Here is a 19,382-nt window from a genome sequence, read left to right as displayed (position 1 = left end):
ACGGCGGTGCCGGATGCCGGAGCCCCCGGACCGAGGTCGGGCCTTGCCCCTCCGCGGGAGGTCGGCGATTCGCCTCCCGGAGGCGGCACAGCGTGCTCCCCTTCCTTGCGTGCCGTGACGTTCAGGATCCGCACTCCGACTGCGCGTGCACCCTGTGCCGGCATGCGTGAGCACCGGGTCGTGTGGGCCATTCGGGCGTGGTGGCCGCCGTCATGACGTTTCCGGGGCGTTTCTCCCCCGGGAGTGTGCGGTCGGCGTGATCGTCTCTGATCAGTGTCCGCTGCCGCGCGGCATGAACTCTTGACCGGCCGTGCACGAACGCACGCGAACGGGGTACTCGTGCGCGGAGTGACGAGTCGTTCGTCATCACCAGTGATCTCGGAAGGGCGTGAGATGGGCCGTTTGCAGCCCACGGAGCACTCGTTCGGCGAGCCTTCTCATCCGGCCTGCGCGTCGAACGGGCACCGCCACCCTGCCCCATGGTCCGAGGACGCGCAGATCGTCGACGCGGATGTGGTCGGTGCCGTCCTGCGCACCGCACGGGCGGTACTGGACGAGCGAGTCGCCGAGGCCGTGGAGAGCGACGTGCTGTTCTCCGAGGAGTTGGCGCGGCGGGTCGCCGGATTCACGCTCGACGGCGGCAAGCGGATGCGGCCCCGCCTCCTGTGGTGGGGGATGCGCGCCTGCGGTGCGGCGGAGACCGGGTCCGCTCTGCGGCTCGGGGTGGCGCTGGAGCTGATCCAGACCTGCGCGCTGATCCATGACGACGTGATGGACCGCTCTCGACTACGCCGGGGTGAGCCCGCCCTGCACATCGGTCTGGCCGAGCGTGCGGGGCTCCCGCCGGATTCCGCGCGGGGTTCCGCATTCGGTTCCTCGGCGGCCGTGCTGGCAGGGGATCTCGCACTGGTCTGGGCCGACGACACGGTGGCGGAGACCATGCTGTCCGCCGCCCAGCGGCGGAGAGTCGGCGCCCACTGGCGGGCCATGCGAACCGAGATGGTCGCCGGACAGTACCTGGATCTGCACGGCCAGGTCAGCGGCGGGGCATCTCTGACGCAGGCCCTGCGGACCACCTGTCTCAAGAGCGCCTCGTACTCCGTCGAACGGCCGCTGGCGATCGGCGCCGCCCTGGCGGGCGCCGATGAGCGGACCACCGACGCCCTGCGGTACGCCGGCCGGTGCGCCGGTATCGCCTTCCAGCTGCGGGACGATCTGCTCGGCGTCTTCGGCGACCCGGCGCTGACCGGGAAGCCGTCCGGCGACGACATCCGGGACGGCAAGCCGACCTACCTGCTGGCGGTCGCCCGGACGTGGGCCGAAGCGGCGGGCGACGAAGAGGCGACGGCCGTCCTCGGCCGCGTCACGGGCGACGCCGACCTCACCGAGAAGGATCTCGCGGACGTACGCGGCGTCTTCGAGGTGACGGGGGCGCGCGCCCATGTGGAACAGGAGGCGGAGCGCCTCCACGATCAGGCCGTGCGCAGTCTGGGACAGGCCGTCGACGTGGACGCGCACGGCGGAAGCCAGCTGCTCGGCCTGCTGCGTACGGTCTCCGGAGACCGGTGCGGCCCCTCCCCCACCACCGGCGGGACGCGCGGGCACGACAGCGGGGCGGCCGCTGCCGCCCCGGTCCTGACCGCCACCGAGGAAGGCGGCACCACGTGATCACGGTCGAGGGACCCGTCGACCATGTGGTGGTGGTCGGCGCCGGTCTCTCGGGACTGGCCGCCGCGCTCCATCTGCTCGGCACGGGCCGCAGCGTCACGGTCGTCGAGCGGGAAGCCGTGCCCGGCGGCCGGGCCGGACTGCTGGAGACGGGCGGCTTCCGGATCGACACCGGGCCGACCGTTCTGACCATGCCGGATCTCGTGGAGGAGGCCTTCGCCGCGGTCGGGGAGCGGATGACCGACCGGCTGGAGCTGATCCGGCTGGACCCTGCCTACCGGGCTCGGTTCGCGGACGGCTCCCAGCTCGACGTGCACACCGACGGCGCGGCGATGGAGGCCGCTGTGGAGCAGTTCGCCGGAGCCCGGCAGGCCGTCGGCTACCGGCGGCTGCGGATCTGGCTGGAACGCCTGTACCGGGTGCAGATGCGCCGTTTCATCGACGCCAACTTCGACTCGCCGCTCCAACTCGTCCACCCGGACCTCGCCCGGCTCGCCGCCCTCGGCGGTTTCGGCCGGCTCGACGCGCGGATCGGGCACTTCGTCTCGGACGAACGGCTGCGCAGGGTCTTCTCCTTCCAGGCGCTGTACGCGGGTGTGCCTCCGGCGCGGGCGCTGGCCGCGTACGCGGTCATCGCCTACATGGACACGGTGGCCGGGGTGTACTTCCCCCGGGGCGGCATGCACGCGCTGCCCCGGGCGATGGCGGACGCGGCCGCCGACGCGGGAGCGTCCTTCCGTTACGGGCAGAGCGTGACCCGGCTGGAGCGATCGGGCGACCGGGTCACCGCGGTCGTCACCGACCAGGAGCGCATCGCCTGCGACGCGGTGGTCCTGACCCCCGACCTGCCCGTCAGCTACCGGCTCCTCGGCCGCAGCCCGCACCGGCCGCTCCCCCTGCGGCACTCGCCGTCCGCGGTGATCCTGCACGCGGGCACGGACCGCACCTGGCCGGATCTGGCGCACCACACCATCTCGTTCGGCGCGGCCTGGAAGAGCACCTTCCACGAACTCACCCGCACCGGCGAGCTGATGTCGGACCCCTCGCTCCTCATCACCCGTCCCACCGCGAGCGACCCCTCTCTCGCGCCGCCGGGCAAGCACCTCCACTACGTGCTGGCTCCCTGCCCGAACACCGAGGTCGGGCCCGGCGTACGGGAATGGCGCGAGCTGGGGCCCCGCTACCGGGACGAGCTGCTGGCCGAGCTGGAGCGCCGCGAGATGCCCGGACTCGGCACGGCGATCGAGGAGGAGGGGCTGGTCACTCCGGTCGACTGGACCGCCCGGGGCCATGCGGCGGGCACCCCGTTCTCCGTGGCCCACACCTTCCCCCAGACCGGCCCGTTCCGGCCGGGCAACCTGGTGCGGGGCACGGCCAATGCCGTCCTCGCGGGCTGCGGCACCACGCCCGGCGTCGGCGTGCCGACGGTCCTGATCTCCGGGAAACTGGCGGCGCAGAGGATCACCGGCCCGCCCTCCGTTCCGCGACCCCGCCCGAGAGGTACTGCCGCATGACCGCCCGTGAACTGGATGCCGCGGGCATCCGCGACCCCGCCCTCCGAGCCGCGTACACCCGCTGCCGCGGCCTCAACGCCCGTCACGGCAAGACGTACTTCCTCGCGACACGGCTCCTTCCCGTCGACCGTCGGCCCGCTGTGCACGCCCTGTACGGCTTCGCCCGCTGGGCCGACGACATCGTCGACGATCTCGACAGCACGGCCACCCCCGGGGAGCGCGCCCGAGCCCTGGTCGCGCTGGAGGCCCAGCTGACCGAGGGGCTGAAGCACGGGCGGGCCACCGAGCCGGTGATCCGCGCGCTCGCCGACACGGCGGGGCGGTACGGCATCGAGCATCAGCACTTCACCGACTTCCTGTCCTCCATGCGCAGCGATCTGACGGTCGGCGGGTACGCCTCGTACGAGGAGCTCGGCCGGTACATGCACGGCTCGGCCGCGGTGATCGGTCTTCAGATGCTGCCGGTGCTCGGGACGGTGGGGCCGAGCGAGGAGGCGGCGGTGCACGCGGCCGCGCTCGGTGTCGCCTTCCAGCTGACCAACTTCCTGCGGGACGTGGGCGAGGACCTGGACCGGGGCCGGCTCTACCTGCCGGCCGAGCTGCTGGCGGCGTACGGGGTGGACCGGGAACGCTTCGAGTGGAGCCGGAGCACGGGGACGCGGGACGGCCGGATCACCGATGTCCTGCGGGCCGCCGCAGCCCACAACCGGGCCGTCTACCGGGCCGCCCTGCCCGGCATCGCGATGCTCGCCCCGGTCTCGCGGCCCTGCATCCGTACGGCGTTCGTGCTCTACAGCGGCATCCTCGACGCGATCGAGGCGGACGGGTACGCGGTCCTGCACCGCCGGGCGGTCGTCCCGCGGCGGCGACGGGCCGCCGTGGCGCTGGACGGACTGGTCCGGGCGGTCGCCGTGCGCACCGTGGGCCGACGCCGGGAGAGGCCGGTCGCGGGTACGCGCTTGCGCACCGCCTCCCCTCCACGGGTGGCCGAGACCGCGAGCGCGGTGCGGAAGGAGACCGTATGAGCCCCGCGACAGGGCGTCCCCGGCGCATACCGCTACGGCTGCGGTCCGCACCCGTGCCGTGGGAGCGGCAGGCGCCGACGTGGCGGGACGCGAAACCGGCGCTGATCGCCCAGGCCCTGAAGCGTGCGCAGAGCCGGCCTTCCGGCAACTGGTACGTCATCGGCGCCGCGCGTGGTCTTCCTCCCGGCCGGACCCTCGGGGTCACGGTCGGCTCCACCGAGGTGGTGGCCTGGCGCGACGGCGAGGGCAAGCTCCGCGCGGGCCCCGGAGCGTGCCCGCATCTGGGGGCGCCCCTGCGCGACAGCCCGGTCCGCTGCGGCACGCTGGTCTGCCACTGGCACGGACTGGCCCTGGACGGCGGGCCGTTCGCGGGATGGGAGCCCTATCCGGCCTTCGACGACGGGGTCCTCCTGTGGGTGCGGCTCGACCGCCTGGGCCAGGAGCCCCCTTCGGAACGGCCCTACGTGCCCGCCCGGCCCAGGGTCCGGGAGGCTGTGGAGACGGTCTACTCCGGCGTCGGCCGCTGCGAGCCGGAGGACGTGGTGGCCAACCGCCTCGACCCGTGGCACGGCGCATGGTTCCACCCGTACTCCTTCGTGGACCTGACGGTCACCGGAACGCCCGCCGACCGCCCGGCGGACGACGACGGGTTCACCGTCGACGTGTCGTTCAAGGTGGCCGGGCGGCTCGTCGTGCCGGTCCGGGCCCGGTTCACGGCACCCGAGCCCCGTACGGTCGTCATGCACATCGTCGAGGGCGAGGGCGCCGGGTCCGTGGTGGAGACCCACGCAACGCCCCTGCCTCCGGACGCGCAAGGGCGGCCCCGCACCGCCGTGACGGACGCCCTGGTCGCGGCGTCGGACCGGCGCGGGTTCGCCGTGGCCCGGGCCGCCGCGCCGCTGCTGCGCCCCCTGATGCGTGCCTCGGCCGGCCGGTTGTGGCGGGACGACCTGGCGTACGCGGAGCGGCGCTGGGAGCTGCGCGACAGCGGACGGTTCCCGGGCTGACGAGCGGGCGGGGCCCCTGTCGGGAGGCCCCGCACCGCCCCTCCGTCAGTCGGACCCGAGCGCCGCGAGCCCGCGCAGGACGGCCGACCGTCCCGCGCGCGGCACGGTCCACAGCGTCTGCCCGCGTACGCCCCACCCTTCCAGCAGGGCGTTGGCGGCGAGGAACCCGCTCGTGGCCGCGCGTTCCATCAGGGCCACCGGCAGACCGGTGCGGACCATGTCCCCCGCCACGGTGACGGCGGGGTCGGGGCTGCGCACGCCCGGCCGGTCCCGGTAGCCGCCCACGGGGAACATCGGGCAGTCCGCCCGCCATTCGTGGCGCTCGTCGATGACGCGGGCGCTGCGGGTCTCCGGGTAGATCCGGTGCAGTTGCCGCAGCGCGTCGTGCTGTACGGCGGACCGGTCGGCGTCCGGCGCGACGGCGTAGGCGTGCAGTTCGAGGACCGAGCCCCTGTTCCGCCCGGCCCAGCGGGCGGCCTCCCCCTCCCAGCGGTTCAGGACGCTCACGTTGTCCAGCGGTCCGTAGCCGCTGGTGCCCAGGAAGCCCGGCCGGTCCCGCGCCACGGGCCGGTCGAGCCAGAGCCGTGAGACGAGGAACGGCGGGGCGGTGCGCAGCCGTGCGATCCGTGAGCGCCAGTCGGCGTCGCCCAGGTCCGGTGAGGCGGCGACGACGCGGCGCAGGCCGCCGCTGTCCAGGGCGAGGACGAGAGCGTCGTGGCGGTCGGTGCCGTCGTCGGAGGTGATGTCGAGGCCGGTGCCCGGCAGGGGGCGCACCTCGCGGACGGGGCACCGGGTCCGGACCCGCGCGCCGTGGCTTTCGAGGTGGCGGTGCAGCGGGTCCCACAGGGCGGTGGGGAACGGTTCGTCGGGGACGTCGAAGAGCAGGCCCTCGCTGGAGCCGAGGAAGTAGATGTGGAACATCAGCACCAGTTCGGCGGCCGACAGTTCACGCGGGTCGGCGAAGAAGCTGCGCGAGAAGACCTCGAAGGCCAGGTGGTGAGCGGCTTCCGGGAAGCGGATGCGGTGGAGGAAGTCGGTGGCGCTGGTGGAGTCGATCCGGTCGTAGACCTCGGGCACCCGCACGTCCAGCAGCGGCAGAGCCGCCCTCGGGTTCATCCGGATCAGGTCCCGCAGGCCGAAGGTGGGGCTGAGGGCGACGAATCCCATCGCGCTGAGCGGAGGGGTGCGCGGGACCCGGGCGAAGCTGTCGTGCAGGCCGGAGCTGTGCCGCAGCGGGTAGTCGGGCAACCGGGTCAGCGAGCCGAGGTCCGGGTCGACCCGGCGCAGCAGGCCGCGGAGGTTGTAGTACTGCCGGAAGAAGGCGTGGAACCCGCGGCTCATCGTCACGGTGGTGCCGTCGGCGAGCTCGGTGGGCCACCCCGCCAGCCTTCCGCCCAGGCCCGGTTCGCGTTCGTACAGCGTGACGCGCGCGCCACGCTCGGCCAGCAGGGCGGCCGCCGCGATCCCGGCGATTCCGCCGCCGACGACGGCCACCGAGGGGGCCTCTCCCGTGAACCGGGCGCGGCCGGCGGGGGCCGGTACGACGGCCGCCCGCCGGTCCCGGACGCGCCGGTCGTCCCTGCCGCCGCCACGCAGGAGGATCACAGCCCCTCCCCCGCGCCCGCGGTGGTGCGGCCGGTGAAGGTGTGTGTGATCCCGGTCTGCCAACCGGGCAGCGGCGACACGCGAACGTCGGCGAAGCCGGCCCGGCGCAACCGCCGGGCGAACGCGGGCGCCGTGTCGAACCGGACGACACTGTCGCGGAGGTGACGGTAGAGGTCGGCGTCCCCGGCGAGCCGTCCGGCGGGCTGGATGACCACCGAGCAGACCGTGTTCCAAACGGCACGGTGGACGGGTGATCCGCTGAGCGTGTAGTCGTGGACGGCGAGGCGGCCGCGCGGAACGAGCAGGCGACGTACCAGGTCGAGGGTCTTGTCGGGGTCGTCGAGGTTGCGGAAGAGGTATCCGGCGAACACCGCGTCGTAGGAGCCGGGCCGCAGCCGGTCGGCCAGCTCCTCCACCGGCGCGTGCACGAAGTCGACGCCGGCCAGCCCGCTCTTGGCCTTCGCCCGGTCCAGCATGCCGCTGGAGGCGTCGACGCCGGTGATCCGGGCGTGCGGGGCGGCGGCGAGAAGCGCGGCTGTGGAGGCGCCCGTTCCGCATCCCAGGTCGAGCACGCGCAGTCCGCGTCCCTCCTCCGCCAGACCGAGCCGGCGGGCCGACCGGCGCAGGTGCGTGTGGTAGCCGGGGCTGGCCGCGACGAGCCGGTCGTAGGCGGCGGAGCCGCGGTCGAAGGCCGCGGACAGTGCGTCGCCGCACAACAGGGTCATGGGGTGCTCTCTTCGTGGTCGGTCGGGGAGATCGGTGAGATCGGTGAGGGGGACGACAAGGTGACAGGTCCTTCACGCCGGGGTCTGAAGGGGAGTTCGACGACGGTTCGCAGCATGGGAACCATCGGTGTCCGCAGGCCGATCAGCAGGTCCTCGTGCAGCCGCGAACCGCCGTCCATGAATCGCAGCAGCCGCTCGCCGGGAACGCCGCGGAAGAGGCGGCCGAAGAAGTCGGCGCCGTCCACCCGGCCGCTGTCCAGGGCGCGCAGCATCACCGCGTCCATCGCACGCGCCCGACGCCCGTACGGCAGAGGCATGCGCAGCGGCCGTCCGGCGCGCAGCTGGGCGGCGATGGCCCGGCTCTGCCGCTGCACCGCGGCGAAGGTGTAGCCGGTGGAGGGCCGGGTCGCGCCTCCGGCCGTGCCGATGCGGTACACCGAACGCCCCTGCCGGTGGGGGAAGTGACCGTCCGTCATGGGGATGACGCCGTGCTCCCGCGCCGTGACGTGGAATCGCCCCAGTCTCAAGATTTCGTCGGTGTAGTGGCGCAAGGCTCGCCGGTAGCCGTCGGCGTCCAGCGGGGCGGCGGAGAACTCGGTGTACTCGACCAGCGCCGTGTGCGGGTCCAGAGGCAGGACATAGCCGAACGAGAGCCCATGGGCGGGCTGCGGCGTACGGAAGTCCATCAGGTCCGCGGTCGCCGGATCGAACAGGGGCCGCTCGGTGCGGACGAACCAGCCGGTGAAGTGCTGGAGCAGGGTGGTGCGAGCCGGGGGCAGGCGACGGGGCGGGCGGGAGTCGAAGACGAGGCGTCCGCGCGCGAGGACGCTTTCGCCGGACGCGTCCTGCGTCAGGACCTCGCCGCCGTACGGAACGTCGCGTACGGCGCTCACGGTCGCATCGATCCGGCACAGCGCCGGCGTGAGGGACAACCGCCGTTCGACCAGTGCTTCGAAGGCGTCCGACCGCAGCATCTTGTAGCGCAGCCGGGAGAACCGGGACACCGTGCAGGGGCCGTCGGCCGCCCGGACCCGCAACTGCGGCCAGGAGGCGGCCAGAGACGAGTCATAGGCGCCGCCCGGCGGCTCCCAGAAGCACCACGTCCGGGGCGGCGGCCTCAGGGGCCCCGGCGGGGCGTCGACAAGGGCGACCGACAGCGGTGTGGGGCTGTTCGGGGCGCACAAGTGGTGCGCCAGGCTGAGCCCGGCCGCTCCGGCCCCCACGATGACCACATCGAAGTCGGCCGGCACGGCTTCCTCTCGGTCGGACGAACCCCCGGTGTGCGAAGCCGATGTCCTCCACACCGGCAGACCGGGCGAGTTGCTTGCTGCCCGACCGTATCCCGCCGACCGATTCCGGACCCGGCCCGAGCCGCGGCTGCCACCTGAATGGCGGAGAGGCCCGTCGGCTCCTGGTCGGCAGCCTCCCTCCGCCTGACCGCTCGCCTGCCGCTCAAACGTGCCGATCGTGAGCCGACCCCGTCTTCGGGTGATGCCGTGCCCGGAGGTTTCCTCCCGGAGGCCTCCTGAAGCCGGCTCGGCAGGTGATCATTCGGAATGGTTCGTCCTGGTGCGGGGGGCGGGAGGCTCGTCGGGCGGGAAGGGCGGAACGGTCGCGGCGACCGGCAGGGACAGGACCATGGTGAGGCCGCCGCCCGGGGTGTCCTCGGCGGTGAGGGTGGCGCGGATCGCCTCGGTGAAGCCGCGCGCGACGGCCAGGCCGAGCCCGACCCCCGCGCCCCGCGGGGCGTCGCCGAGACGCTGGAAGGGTTCGAAGATGTGGTCCTTCGCCGCGTCGGGGACACCGGGGCCGCGGTCGACGACGCGGAGTTCGACCCGGTCGTGCAGAGTCCCGGCGAAGACGAGGACCGGCAGGTTCTCCGGGCTGTACTTGACGGCGTTCTCGACGATGTTGGCGACGATGCGTTCCAGCAGCCCGCGGTCGACGGCGACCATCGGCAGGGTTTCCGGGATGTCCAGTTCCACGCTGCCGTCGGGGACGCCGCCCAGGGCCATGGGAACCACTTCGTCCAGGTCCGTCTCCCGGATCAGCGGGACGACGGTGCCCGTGTTGAGGCGGGACATGTCCAGGAGGTTGCCGATGAGTGCCGAGAGGCGGTCGGCCCCGTCCTCGATGCCCTCCAGCAGGGCCTCGCGGTCCGTCTCCGACCAGGCGACGTCGTGGGAGCGCAGCGAGGTGACCGATGCCTTGATGCCTGCCAGGGGGGTACGGAGGTCGTGGCTGACGGCGGCGAGGAGGGCGGTGCGGAAGCGGTCGCTCTCGGCGAGTTCGCGTGCCTCCTCGGCCTGGTCGACCAGGCGCTGGCGGTCCAGTGCCACGGCCGCCTGGGCGGCGAAGGCGCCCAGGACCCGACGGTTCTCGGCGGGCAGCGCCCGGCCGCTCAGGACCAGGGCCAGGTTCTCCCCCACGGGTATGTCGACGTCGGCGTCCTCGGGGCGGCCGACGGGAGGGGCGCCGACTGCCGCCGTACAGGTCCAGGGCTCGACCTCGCTCGCCCGCTCCAGGAGGGCGACGGAGTCCATGGCGAAGGTTTCCCGGAGCCGCTCCAGCAGCGCGTCGAGGGAGTTCTCCCCCCGCAGGATGCTGCCCGCGAGGAAGGAGAGGATCTCCGACTCGGCGCGCAGCCGTGCCGCCTGGTGGGTCCGGCGAGCCGCCAGGTCGACGACGGAGGCGACGGAGACGGCCACCCCGACGAAGATCACGATGGCGACGATGTTGTTGGGGTCGGCGATCGTGAACCGGCCCAGGGGCGGGGTGAAGTAGTAGTTCAGCAGCAGGCAGCCGAAGGCGGCTGAGGCGAGGGCGGGCAGCATGCCGCCGAGCAGGGCTGCCGCGACGGTGGCGGTGAGGAACAGCAGCATGTCGTTGGCGAGCCCGACGTCGGGGACGACGGTACTGAGCAGCAGGGCGAGGAGGGCGGGTCCGGCGACGCCGACGAGCCAGCCCCAGAGGATCCGGGCCCGGCCGAGCCGTGCGCCGCGGGCGATCGGCAGCCCTCGGCCCTTGGCGACGGAGTCGTGGGTGACGATGTGGACGTCCAGGTCCGGACCGGACTCGCGGGCGACGGTCGCGCTGACGCCCGGCCCGAGCATGTACTGCCAGGACTTGCGGCGGCTGACGCCGAGGACGATCTGGGTGGCGTTGACCCCGCGGGCGAACTCCAGCAGGGCCGAGGGCACGTCGTCCCCGATCACGTGGTGGAAGGTACCGCCGAGATCTTCGACGAGGGTGCGCTGGACGGCCAGTTCCTTGGGCGACACCGACTTCAGTCCGTCGCTGGCCGCGATGTAGACGGCCAGCACCTCGCCGCCGGCCCCCTTCTCCGCGAGGCGGGAGGCGCGGCGGATGAGGGTGCGGCCCTCGGGCCCGCCGGTGAGCCCGACGACGATGCGTTCGCGGGCCTGCCAGGTGGAGCGGATGTTGTGCTCGCCCCGGTACTGCTGGAGGTACTCGTCGACCCGGTCCGCGGTCCACAACAGCGCCAGTTCCCGCAACGCGGTGAGGTTGCCGGGGCGGAAGTAGTTCGAGAGGGCCGCGTCCATCTTGTCGGGCTGGTAGATGTTGCCGTGCGCCATGCGCCGGCGCAGCGCCTGGGGCGACATGTCGACCAGCTCGATCTGGTCGGCCCGGCGCACCACCTCGTCCGGGACCGTCTCCCGCTGCCGTACCCCCGTGATCGACTCCACGACATCGCCCAGGGACTCCAGATGCTGGATGTTCACCGTGGATACGACGTCGATCCCGGCCTTCAGCAGCTCCTCGACGTCCTGCCAGCGCTTGGCGTTCCGCGAGCCGGGGACATTGGTGTGGGCCAGCTCGTCGACCAGGGCCACCGCCGGGGCGCGCTCCAGCACCGCGTCCACGTCCATCTCGGTGAACGCGGTGCCGCGGTACTCCAGCTCCCGGCGCGGCAGGAGCTCCAGTCCGTGCAGCATGACCTCGGTCCGCGGCCGGTTGTGGTGTTCCACGAATCCGATGACCACGTCGGTGCCCCGCTCCACCCGCCGATGGGCTTCCGAGAGCATCGCGTACGTCTTGCCGACGCCCGGTGCCGCCCCGAGGTAGATCCGCAGCTTTCCGCGTCCCATGATGACTTCTCGTTCTTCCGTGGTGAATGCGGGCATCAGGGTTCGAAGCGGTAGCCCATGCCCGGTTCGGTGATCAGATACCGGGGGTGCGCGGGGTCCGCTTCGAGTTTGCGCCGTAGCTGAGCCATGTAGACCCGAAGGTAGTTGGTGTTCTCCACATACGTGGGCCCCCACACCTCCCGCAGGAGCAGCCGCTGTGACACCAGGCGGCCGGGGCTGCTGACCAGCATTTCGAGCAGATGCCATTCGGTCGGCGTCAGCCGGACGGCGTCGGCTCCGCGCCGCACCTTCTTCGCCACCAGGTCGATGGTGAAGCCGTCCGTCGTCACGACGGTCTGCGCCTTCGCCTCGGCGGTCTCCTGGCGTCGCCGGGTGGCCGCCCGCAGCCGGGCCAGCAGCTCGTCCATGCTGAACGGCTTGGTCACGTAGTCGTCGGCGCCCGCGTCCAGGGCGCGGACCTTGTCCTCGGACAGATGGCGCGCGGACAGCACCAGGATCGGCGTCTGGCTCCACCCCCGGATCGCCTTGATGACCTCGACGCCGTCCATGTCCGGCAGGCCGAGGTCCAACAGGATGGCGTCGGGTTTGTGGGCGGCGGCGAGCCGCAGGGCCGTAACGCCGTCCAAGGCCTCCTCGACTTCGTACGCACGTGCCTGAAGATTGATCCTGAGCGCGCGTACCAGTTGCGCGTCGTCTTCCACCACGAGCACCCGGGGCATGGGTTGTGCACTCTCTCCTTGGTTGTGGATGGCTGAGGAGCCGGTGGGATGCGCGTCTTCCGTACCCCACCGGCTCCCGGTCCCGCGGCTCAGCTCCATCAGCCTTGGGTCAGGTCCTTGAGCGCCGTGTTCAGCTCAAGGACGTTCACCCGCGGCTCGCCCATGAAGCCGAGCAGCCGGCCGGTGGTGTGGTCGGCGACGAGGTCCTCGACCTTCTTGACGTCGAGGCCGTTCTTCTCGGCGACCCGGTGCACCTGGAGTTCGGCGTACGCGGGTGAGATGTCCGGGTCCAGGCCGGAGCCGGACGAGGTGACGGCGTCTGCCGGTACGTCAGCGGGCTTCACCTTGTACGCGGGGGTGGAGTTGTCCTTCACCACGGCGGCCTTGGCGTCCTTCACCCACTGGATCAACTCCTCGTTGTCTCCGGAACGGTTGGTGGCGCCGGAGAGGATCAGTGAGTACTGCGTGTTGACGCTGTTGCTGCCGAGGCCGTTGGAGGGGCGGGGCTGGAACCACTTCAGGTCCGGGGCGGGCGACTCCTCCCCTTCCTTCAGCGGGAGGTCGTAGCGCTGACCGATGAGGGAGGAGCCGACGACCTGCCCGCCCGCGTCCTTGATCTCGGAGCCGTTGGCCTTGTCGTCGAACAGGGCCTGGGCTACGCCGGTGACCGCGAGCGGGTAGATGACCCCGCAGACGAGGGTGAGGACGAGCAGGGCGCGGAGCCCTGCCCCGAGCACGCGCGCAGTGCTGCTGACGGTGTTGTTGGTCATGGCGGATCAGCCGATTCCGGGGATGAGGGAGAGGAGCAGGTCGATGAGTTTGATGCCGATGAACGGGGCGACGAGGCCGCCGAGTCCGTACAGGCCGAGGTTGCGGCGGAGCATCTTGTCCGCGCTGGCGGGCCGGTAGCGGACGCCCTTGAGGGCGAGCGGCACCAGGGCCACGATGATCAACGCGTTGAAGATGACCGCTGACAGGATCGCGGACTCGGGCGAGGCGAGTCCCATGACGTTGAGCTTGTCCAGCGACGGGTACGCCACGGCGAACATGGCGGGGATGATCGCGAAGTACTTCGCGACATCGTTGGCGATGGAGAAGGTGGTCAGCGCTCCTCGGGTGATGAGGAGTTGTTTGCCGATCTCGACGATCTCGATGAGTTTGGTGGGGTTGGAGTCGAGGTCGACCATGTTCCCGGCCTCTTTGGCGGCCGAGGTTCCGGTGTTCATCGCGACGCCGACGTCGGCCTGGGCGAGGGCGGGGGCGTCGTTGGTGCCGTCGCCGGTCATCGCGACGAGCTTGCCGCCGGCCTGTTCCCGCTTGATGAGGGCCATCTTGTCCTCGGGCGTCGCCTCGGCCAGGAAGTCGTCGACCCCCGCCTCCTCGGCGATCGCCTTCGCGGTCAGCGGGTTGTCACCCGTGATCATGACCGTCCTGATCCCCATCCGGCGCAGCTCGTCGAACCGCTCCCGCATGCCCTCCTTCACCACGTCCTTGAGGTGGATGACGCCGAGGACGCGTGCGCCGTGAGCATCTTCCACAGCCACCAGCAGCGGCGTACCACCAGCCTGGGCAATCCGGTCCGTGAGCGCTTGCGCGTCCTCGGAGACACTCCCGCCCAGCTCCTTCACCCACGCGACGACGGAACCGGTCGCACCCTTGCGAACCTTGCGCCCGTCCAGATCGACACCCGACATCCGGGTCTGCGCGGTGAACGCGACCCATGCGGCACCCGTCAGCTCGCCCTGGTCCCGCTCCCGCAGCCCGTACTTCTCCTTGGCCAGCACGACGATCGACCGGCCTTCCGGAGTCTCGTCGGCGAGCGAGGAGAGCTGGGCGGCGTCGGCGAGTTCGGACTCCTTCACGCCCTTGACCGCCACGAGTTCGGCGGCCTGCCGGTTGCCCAGGGTGATGGTGCCGGTCTTGTCGAGCAGCAGGGTCGACACGTCGCCCGCGGCCTCGACCGCGCGCCCGGACATGGCCAGGACGTTGCGCTGGACCAGGCGGTCCATGCCGGCGATCCCGATCGCGGACAGCAGGGCCCCGATGGTGGTGGGGATCAGGCACACGAGCAGCGCGGCGAGCACGATCAGAGAGGTCTGGTCGTCGGCGCCCGCGTAGATCGCGAAGGGCTTCAGGGTGACCACGGCGAGCAGGAAGACGATCGTGAGGGACGCCAACAGGATGTTCAGGGCGATCTCGTTGGGCGTCTTCTGCCGGGAGGCGCCTTCCACCAGGTTGATCATCCGGTCGATGAAGGTCTCGCCCGGTTTGGTGGTGATCCTGATGACGACGCGGTCGGACAGCACCTTCGTACCGCCGGTGACCGCGCTGCGGTCGCCGCCGGACTCCCGGATGACCGGCGCGGACTCGCCGGTGATCGCGGACTCGTCGACGGAGGCGACGCCCTCGACCACGTCCCCGTCACCGGGGATGACGTCACCGGCCTCGCAGACCACGAGGTCCCCGATGCGCAGGTCCGTCCCCGCGACGCGTTCCTCGTTCGGGCCGATGATCCGGCGGGCGACGGTGCCGGTCTTGGCCTGGCGCAGGGTGTCGGCCTGAGCCTTGCCCCGGCCCTCGGCGACCGCCTCGGCGAGGTTGGCGAAGACCGTGGTCAGCCAGAGCCAGGCGGTGATCGCCCAGCCGAACCAGTCGGTCGGGTCCGCGAGAGCGAGCGCGGTGGTGACCACCGAGCCGACCAGCACGACGAACATCACCGGCGACTTGATCATCACGCGCGGGTCGAGCTTGCGCAGGGCGTCCGGGAACGACTTCATGAGCTGCTTCGGGTCGAACAGGCCACCGCCGACCCGGCCGGCGGTCCCGTGTCCGCCGACCGGCGGGATGTCTCCGTGCGGAGCGCGGGTAGGGGTGACGGTGCTCATGAGGCGAGCCCTTCGGCGAGCGGACCCAGCGCCAGGGCCGGGAAGTAGGTGAGTCCGGTGATGATGAGGATCGTGCCGACGAGCAGCCCCGCGTAGAGCGGCTTGTCGGTGCGCAGCGTGCCCGCCGTCTCGGGCACCGGCTTCTGCTCGGCGAGCGAACCGGCCAGGGCGAGGACGAACACCATCGGCAGGAACCGGCCGAGCAGCATCGCGATGCCGATGGTCGTGTTGAACCACTGGGTGTCGGCGTTGAGCCCGGCGAAGGCGGAGCCGTTGTTGTTGGCACCGGAGGTGTAGGCGTACAGGATCTCGGAGAAGCCGTGCGCGCCGGAGTTGGTCATCGAGTCGCCCGGCGTGGGCAGGGCCATGGCGACGGCGGTGAAGCCGAGCACGAGCGCCGGGGTGACGAGGATGTAGGAGGCGGCGAGCTTGATCTGGCGGGTGCCGATCTTCTTGCCGAGGTATTCGGGGGTACGGCCGACCATCAGACCGGCGATGAACACGGCGATGATGGCCATGATCAGCATGCCGTAGAGGCCGGAGCCGACACCGCCGGGAGCGATCTCTCCGAGCTGCATGCCCAGCATCGTGATGCCGCCGCCGAAGCCGGTGTACGAGGAGTGGAAGGAGTTCACCGCGCCGGTCGAGGTCAGCGTCGTGGCGACCGCGAAGATCGACGAGCCGGCGATCCCGAAGCGGGTCTCCTTGCCTTCCATGGCCCCGCCCGCGATCTCGAACGCCGGGCCCCGGTGAGCGAACTCGGTCCACATCATCAGGGCCGTGAAGCCGATCCAGATGACGGCCATCGTGCCGAGGATCGCGTACCCCTGCCGCAGCGATCCGACCATCCGGCCGAAGGTCCGCGTCAGGGCGAACGGGATCAGCAGGATGAGGAAGATCTCGAAGAGGTTGGAGAGGGGGTTGGGGTTCTCGAAGGGGTGGGCGGAGTTGGCGTTGAAGTAACCGCCGCCGTTCGTGCCCAGCTCCTTGATGGCCTCCTGGGAGGCGACCGCGCCGCCGTTCCATTCCTGCGTGCCGCCCATGAACTGTCCGACCTGGTGGATCCCGGAGAAGTTCTGAATGGCTCCACAGGCGACCAGGACGATCGCGCCGATCACCGAGATGGGGATCAGGATGCGGACGGTGCCGCGTACCAGGTCGGCCCAGAAGTTGCCGAGATCGCCGGTACGGGACCGGGCGAAGCCGCGTACGAGTGCCACCGCGACGGCCATGCCCACGGCGGCCGACAGGAAGTTCTGCACCGCGAGGCCGCCGGTCTGCACGACGTGGCCCATGGCCTGTTCGCCGTAGTAGGACTGCCAGTTGGTGTTGGCGACGAAGGACGCGGCGGTGTTGAACGCCTGGTCGGGGTCGATGGAGGAGAAGCCGAGCGAACCGGGCAGCGATCCCTGCACCCGTTGCATCAGGTACAGGAAGAGGACACTCACCGCCGAGAAGGCGAGCACGCCGCGCAGATAGGCGGGCCAGCGCATTTCGGCGGCCGGATTGGCGCCGATGACCTTGTATATCCACTTCTCCGGCTTGTAGTGCTTCTCGGAGGAGTAGACCTTGGCCATGTAGTCGCCCAGTGGACGGTAGGCCAGGGCGAGGGCGGCGATCAGAGCTATGAGCTGGAGCAGACCAGCGATCTGGGGACTCATATCAGCACTCAGAACCTCTCCGGGTAAAGGAGAGCCAGAACGAGATACCCCAGCAGGGAAACGGCCACGATGAGGCCGACGACGTTCTCGACGGTCACAGCTTGGTCACCCCCCGGGCGATGAGAGCCACCAGCGCGAATACCGCGATCGTGGTGACGACGAAGGCCAGGTCGGCCATCGCGAGCTCCTGATTGACGTGAGGAATGGAATCGGCCGTTTGGCCGATACGAGCAAACCTCGGGTTCACCCCGGTGATAAGCCACCTTGACGAGGTCCATACGAATACAGGACGACCCTTGACGCTCGTCTGACGCGGCCGACCGGGCGGCGCTCACGGAGTGTCGCCCCTGATCCACGGAGAGAAGCGGAGCCCGGGCGTGGGGTGCGCGGGCTCCGCGTATCGAAGGCGTGAAAACCACCGCGGTGTGCGTACGGATCACGCCAAGCCCCGTCGACGGTGCTCCCGACGAGGCCGACGCTGTCCTCACTTCCCATTCGTCTCGTAGAAGGCACTCCCATGTCCCTGCACCCTGGTGAACCGATCACGGCCGGCCGGCCTGCGCCCGGCACGAAGGAGCCGACCGGGACCAGCCCCGGAACAGCGGGGGAACGCCACCGGCTGACGTCGCTCCAGGGGCTGGCCGCCCTGTCGCTGGACGCGATGGCGTCGGTCGCCTACGGACCTGAGTCGATCGTGCTCGTACTGGCCGCGGCGGGCGCGTACGGGCTGGGCTTCACGCTTCCCGTCACCCTCGCGATCGCGGTCCTGCTCGCCGTGCTCGTCGCCTCCTACCGGCAGGTGATCGCCGCCTTCCCCGACGGCGGCGGCTCCTACGCGGTCGCCAAACGGCACCTGGGCCGCCGGACCGGTCTGGTGGCAGCCGCCTCACTGATCCTCGACTACGTCCTGAACGTGGCCGTCTCCGTCACGGCCGGCGTGGCGGCTCTGACGTCGGCGTTCCCTCAGCTGTACGGGGAGCGGGCGTGGATCTGCCTCGGTGTGCTGGCCCTGGTCACCGCGGTGAACCTGTTCGGGGTGGTGAACTCCGCGAGGGCGTTCATCGCGCCGACCGCCGTCTTCGTCGGCTCGATCCTGGTGATGATCGCGGTCGGCCTCTTCCGTGACGGTCCGGCCAGCACCGCGTCCGCCGCGGGTCACGCCTCGGCGCTCGGTGAGGGTGCCACGACGGTCGGCGCCCTGCTGCTGCTCAAGGCCTTCGCGGCCGGCTGCTCGGCCCTCACGGGCGTCGAGGCGGTGGCCAACGCTGTGCCCTCCTTCCGGACCCCGGCAGCCCGTCGCGCCCAGCACACCGAGGTCGTGCTCGGTGCTCTGCTCGGGGTGATGCTGATCGGTCTGTCCGTGCTGATCGGCCGCTTCCACCTCCAGCCGGTCGAGGGCGTCACGGTGCTGGCCCAGCTCGCGGACGCCTCTTTCGGGCACAACGCGGCCTTCTACGTGGTTCAGTTCGCCACCATGGTGCTGCTGGCGCTGGCCGCGAACACGTCGTTCGGCGGTCTGCCGGTGCTCATGAGTCTGCTCGCCCGTGACAACTACCTGCCGCACTTCTTCGCCCTGAAGGGCGACCGGCAGGTGCATCGACACGGTGTGGTGTGGCTCGCCGCTGTCTCCGCTGTTCTCCTGGTCTTCTCCGGAGGCGACACGAACACCCTCGTTCCGCTCTTCGCCATCGGCGTGTTCGTCGGCTTCACCATCTGCCAGGCCGGCATGGTGCGCCACTGGCACGAGCTGCGCCCCGGCGGCTGGCGGGCAAAGGCCGCCCTCAACGCATTCGGGGCACTGCTCACCGGGGTCTCCGCCATCGTGGTCACCGCCACCAAGTTCACCGAGGGCGCCTGGCTCATCGTCCTCGCCATGCCGTTGCTGGTCCTCGCCTTCGGCAGGATTCACCGTGCGTACGCCCGGATCGGCACCCACCTCGAACTCGGCCGGATCCCTCAGCCTCCGCACCGGTCGCCCTCGCTGGTCGTGGTGCCCGTCTCCGGCCTGTCGAAGCTCACCTCCCAGGCGCTGACCGCCGCCCGGTCCCTGGGCGACTGCGTCCTCGCCGTCACCGTCACCCACCCGGGAGACGAGGACCGCCAGGCCGCGGAGGCCCTGCGGCGCGACTGGGAACTGTGGAAGCCCGGCGTGGAGCTCGTCGAAGTCCACTCGGAACGCCGCGAACTCGGCCGCCCCTTCTCCCGATACGTGCGCGAGCTGGGCGAGTCCCGTCCAGGATTCCACGTCACCGTCATCATCCCGGAGACGGAACCGGCCCACGTCTGGCAGCGGCTGCTGCAAAATCAGCGGGGATCCGTCGTCGCCCACGCGGTACGCCGGGATACCGACGCGGTGATCTGCCGACTGCGTTTCCGGATCACCGCCGACTCGCCCTGACGGATTCTTGGCGCTGCCCTGACGCCATTTCCGTCCGGCCGTCAGAAGAGCGCCAATTCCTCATCT

General features: G+C 71.2%; 15 protein-coding genes. 5 read left to right on the top strand and 10 right to left on the bottom strand.

Features of this window, described 5'->3' with window-relative positions; translation table 11 throughout:
• Nucleotides 1–393 precede the first annotated feature (393 nt).
• Genes ACFWRV_RS25525 through ACFWRV_RS25510 form a run of 4 tightly spaced genes read left to right on the top strand, consistent with a single transcriptional unit; the run spans nt 394 to nt 5,214 of the window.
• Nucleotides 394–1,668, top strand: a complete 1,275-nt coding sequence (locus tag ACFWRV_RS25525; protein ID WP_384338070.1) for a polyprenyl synthetase family protein — start codon at nt 394–396, stop codon at nt 1,666–1,668.
• A complete protein-coding gene (locus tag ACFWRV_RS25520) occupies nt 1,665–3,182 on the top strand; it encodes a phytoene desaturase (RefSeq protein WP_384338069.1) in 1,518 nt (505 codons plus the stop codon). Before ACFWRV_RS25525 ends, ACFWRV_RS25520 begins: the two co-directional genes overlap by 4 nt.
• Nucleotides 3,179–4,207, top strand: coding sequence for a phytoene/squalene synthase family protein (locus ACFWRV_RS25515; RefSeq protein ID WP_384338068.1), 1,029 nt, complete (start codon nt 3,179–3,181; stop codon nt 4,205–4,207). The genes ACFWRV_RS25520 and ACFWRV_RS25515 overlap by 4 nt, the downstream gene beginning before the upstream one ends.
• Nucleotides 4,204–5,214, top strand: coding sequence for a DUF5914 domain-containing protein (locus tag ACFWRV_RS25510; protein ID WP_384338067.1), 1,011 nt, complete (start codon nt 4,204–4,206; stop codon nt 5,212–5,214). The genes ACFWRV_RS25515 and ACFWRV_RS25510 overlap by 4 nt, the downstream gene beginning before the upstream one ends.
• A 45-nt stretch (nt 5,215–5,259) precedes the next feature.
• On the opposite strand, the gene ACFWRV_RS25505 is transcribed toward ACFWRV_RS25510, so the two are convergent.
• The 10 genes from ACFWRV_RS25505 to ACFWRV_RS25460 all read right to left on the bottom strand — a co-directional run bounded on the left by ACFWRV_RS25505 (nt 5,260) and on the right by ACFWRV_RS25460 (nt 17,165).
• Nucleotides 5,260–6,810, bottom strand: a complete 1,551-nt coding sequence (locus tag ACFWRV_RS25505; RefSeq protein WP_384338078.1) for an FAD-dependent oxidoreductase — start codon at nt 6,808–6,810, stop codon at nt 5,260–5,262.
• A 5-nt stretch (nt 6,811–6,815) separates the two neighbouring features.
• Entirely contained in the window at nt 6,816–7,544 is a 729-nt protein-coding gene (locus tag ACFWRV_RS25500) for a class I SAM-dependent methyltransferase (RefSeq protein WP_384338066.1), read from the bottom strand.
• Nucleotides 7,541–8,794 (bottom strand): lycopene cyclase family protein, encoded by a 1,254-nt coding sequence (locus tag ACFWRV_RS25495; RefSeq protein ID WP_384338065.1) that lies wholly within the window; start codon nt 8,792–8,794, stop codon nt 7,541–7,543. The genes ACFWRV_RS25500 and ACFWRV_RS25495 overlap by 4 nt, the downstream gene beginning before the upstream one ends.
• Nucleotides 8,795–9,091: 297 nt before the next feature.
• A complete protein-coding gene (locus ACFWRV_RS25490; protein ID WP_384338064.1) occupies nt 9,092–11,653 on the bottom strand; it encodes a DUF4118 domain-containing protein in 2,562 nt (853 codons plus the stop codon).
• 35 nt (nt 11,654–11,688) lie between these two features.
• Complete coding sequence (locus tag ACFWRV_RS25485; RefSeq protein WP_384338063.1) at nt 11,689–12,372, bottom strand: response regulator; 684 nt, start codon at nt 12,370–12,372, stop codon at nt 11,689–11,691.
• A 98-nt stretch (nt 12,373–12,470) separates the two neighbouring features.
• Complete coding sequence (locus ACFWRV_RS25480; RefSeq protein WP_384338062.1) at nt 12,471–13,142, bottom strand: potassium-transporting ATPase subunit C; 672 nt, start codon at nt 13,140–13,142, stop codon at nt 12,471–12,473.
• Nucleotides 13,143–13,148: 6 nt separating this feature from the next.
• Nucleotides 13,149–15,257 (bottom strand): potassium-transporting ATPase subunit KdpB, encoded by a 2,109-nt coding sequence (kdpB, locus tag ACFWRV_RS25475; RefSeq protein WP_384338061.1) that lies wholly within the window; start codon nt 15,255–15,257, stop codon nt 13,149–13,151.
• On the bottom strand, nt 15,254–16,918 hold the full coding sequence (gene kdpA, locus ACFWRV_RS25470) for a potassium-transporting ATPase subunit KdpA (protein ID WP_384338060.1): 1,665 nt from the start codon (nt 16,916–16,918) through the stop codon (nt 15,254–15,256). The genes kdpB and kdpA overlap by 4 nt, the downstream gene beginning before the upstream one ends.
• A gap of 8 nt (nt 16,919–16,926) precedes the next feature.
• Nucleotides 16,927–17,016: a K(+)-transporting ATPase subunit F gene (kdpF, locus tag ACFWRV_RS25465; RefSeq protein WP_380948735.1), complete on the bottom strand. Its 90-nt coding sequence runs from the start codon at nt 17,014–17,016 to the stop codon at nt 16,927–16,929.
• A complete protein-coding gene (locus tag ACFWRV_RS25460; RefSeq protein ID WP_384338059.1) occupies nt 17,013–17,165 on the bottom strand; it encodes a hypothetical protein in 153 nt (50 codons plus the stop codon). The genes kdpF and ACFWRV_RS25460 overlap by 4 nt, the downstream gene beginning before the upstream one ends.
• 270 nt (nt 17,166–17,435) lie before the next feature.
• Here ACFWRV_RS25460 and ACFWRV_RS25455 point away from each other — a divergent pair, with 270 nt between their 5' ends.
• Nucleotides 17,436–19,316, top strand: a complete 1,881-nt coding sequence (locus ACFWRV_RS25455; RefSeq protein ID WP_384338058.1) for an APC family permease — start codon at nt 17,436–17,438, stop codon at nt 19,314–19,316.
• Nucleotides 19,317–19,382: the final 66 nt, after the last annotated feature.

Source organism: Streptomyces sp. NPDC058576, from assembly GCF_042718715.1.
GTDB lineage: Bacteria > Actinomycetota > Actinomycetes > Streptomycetales > Streptomycetaceae > Streptomyces.
The sequence above is the reverse complement of the archived record's forward strand: the minus strand, read 5'-3'. Positions and strand labels throughout refer to the sequence as shown.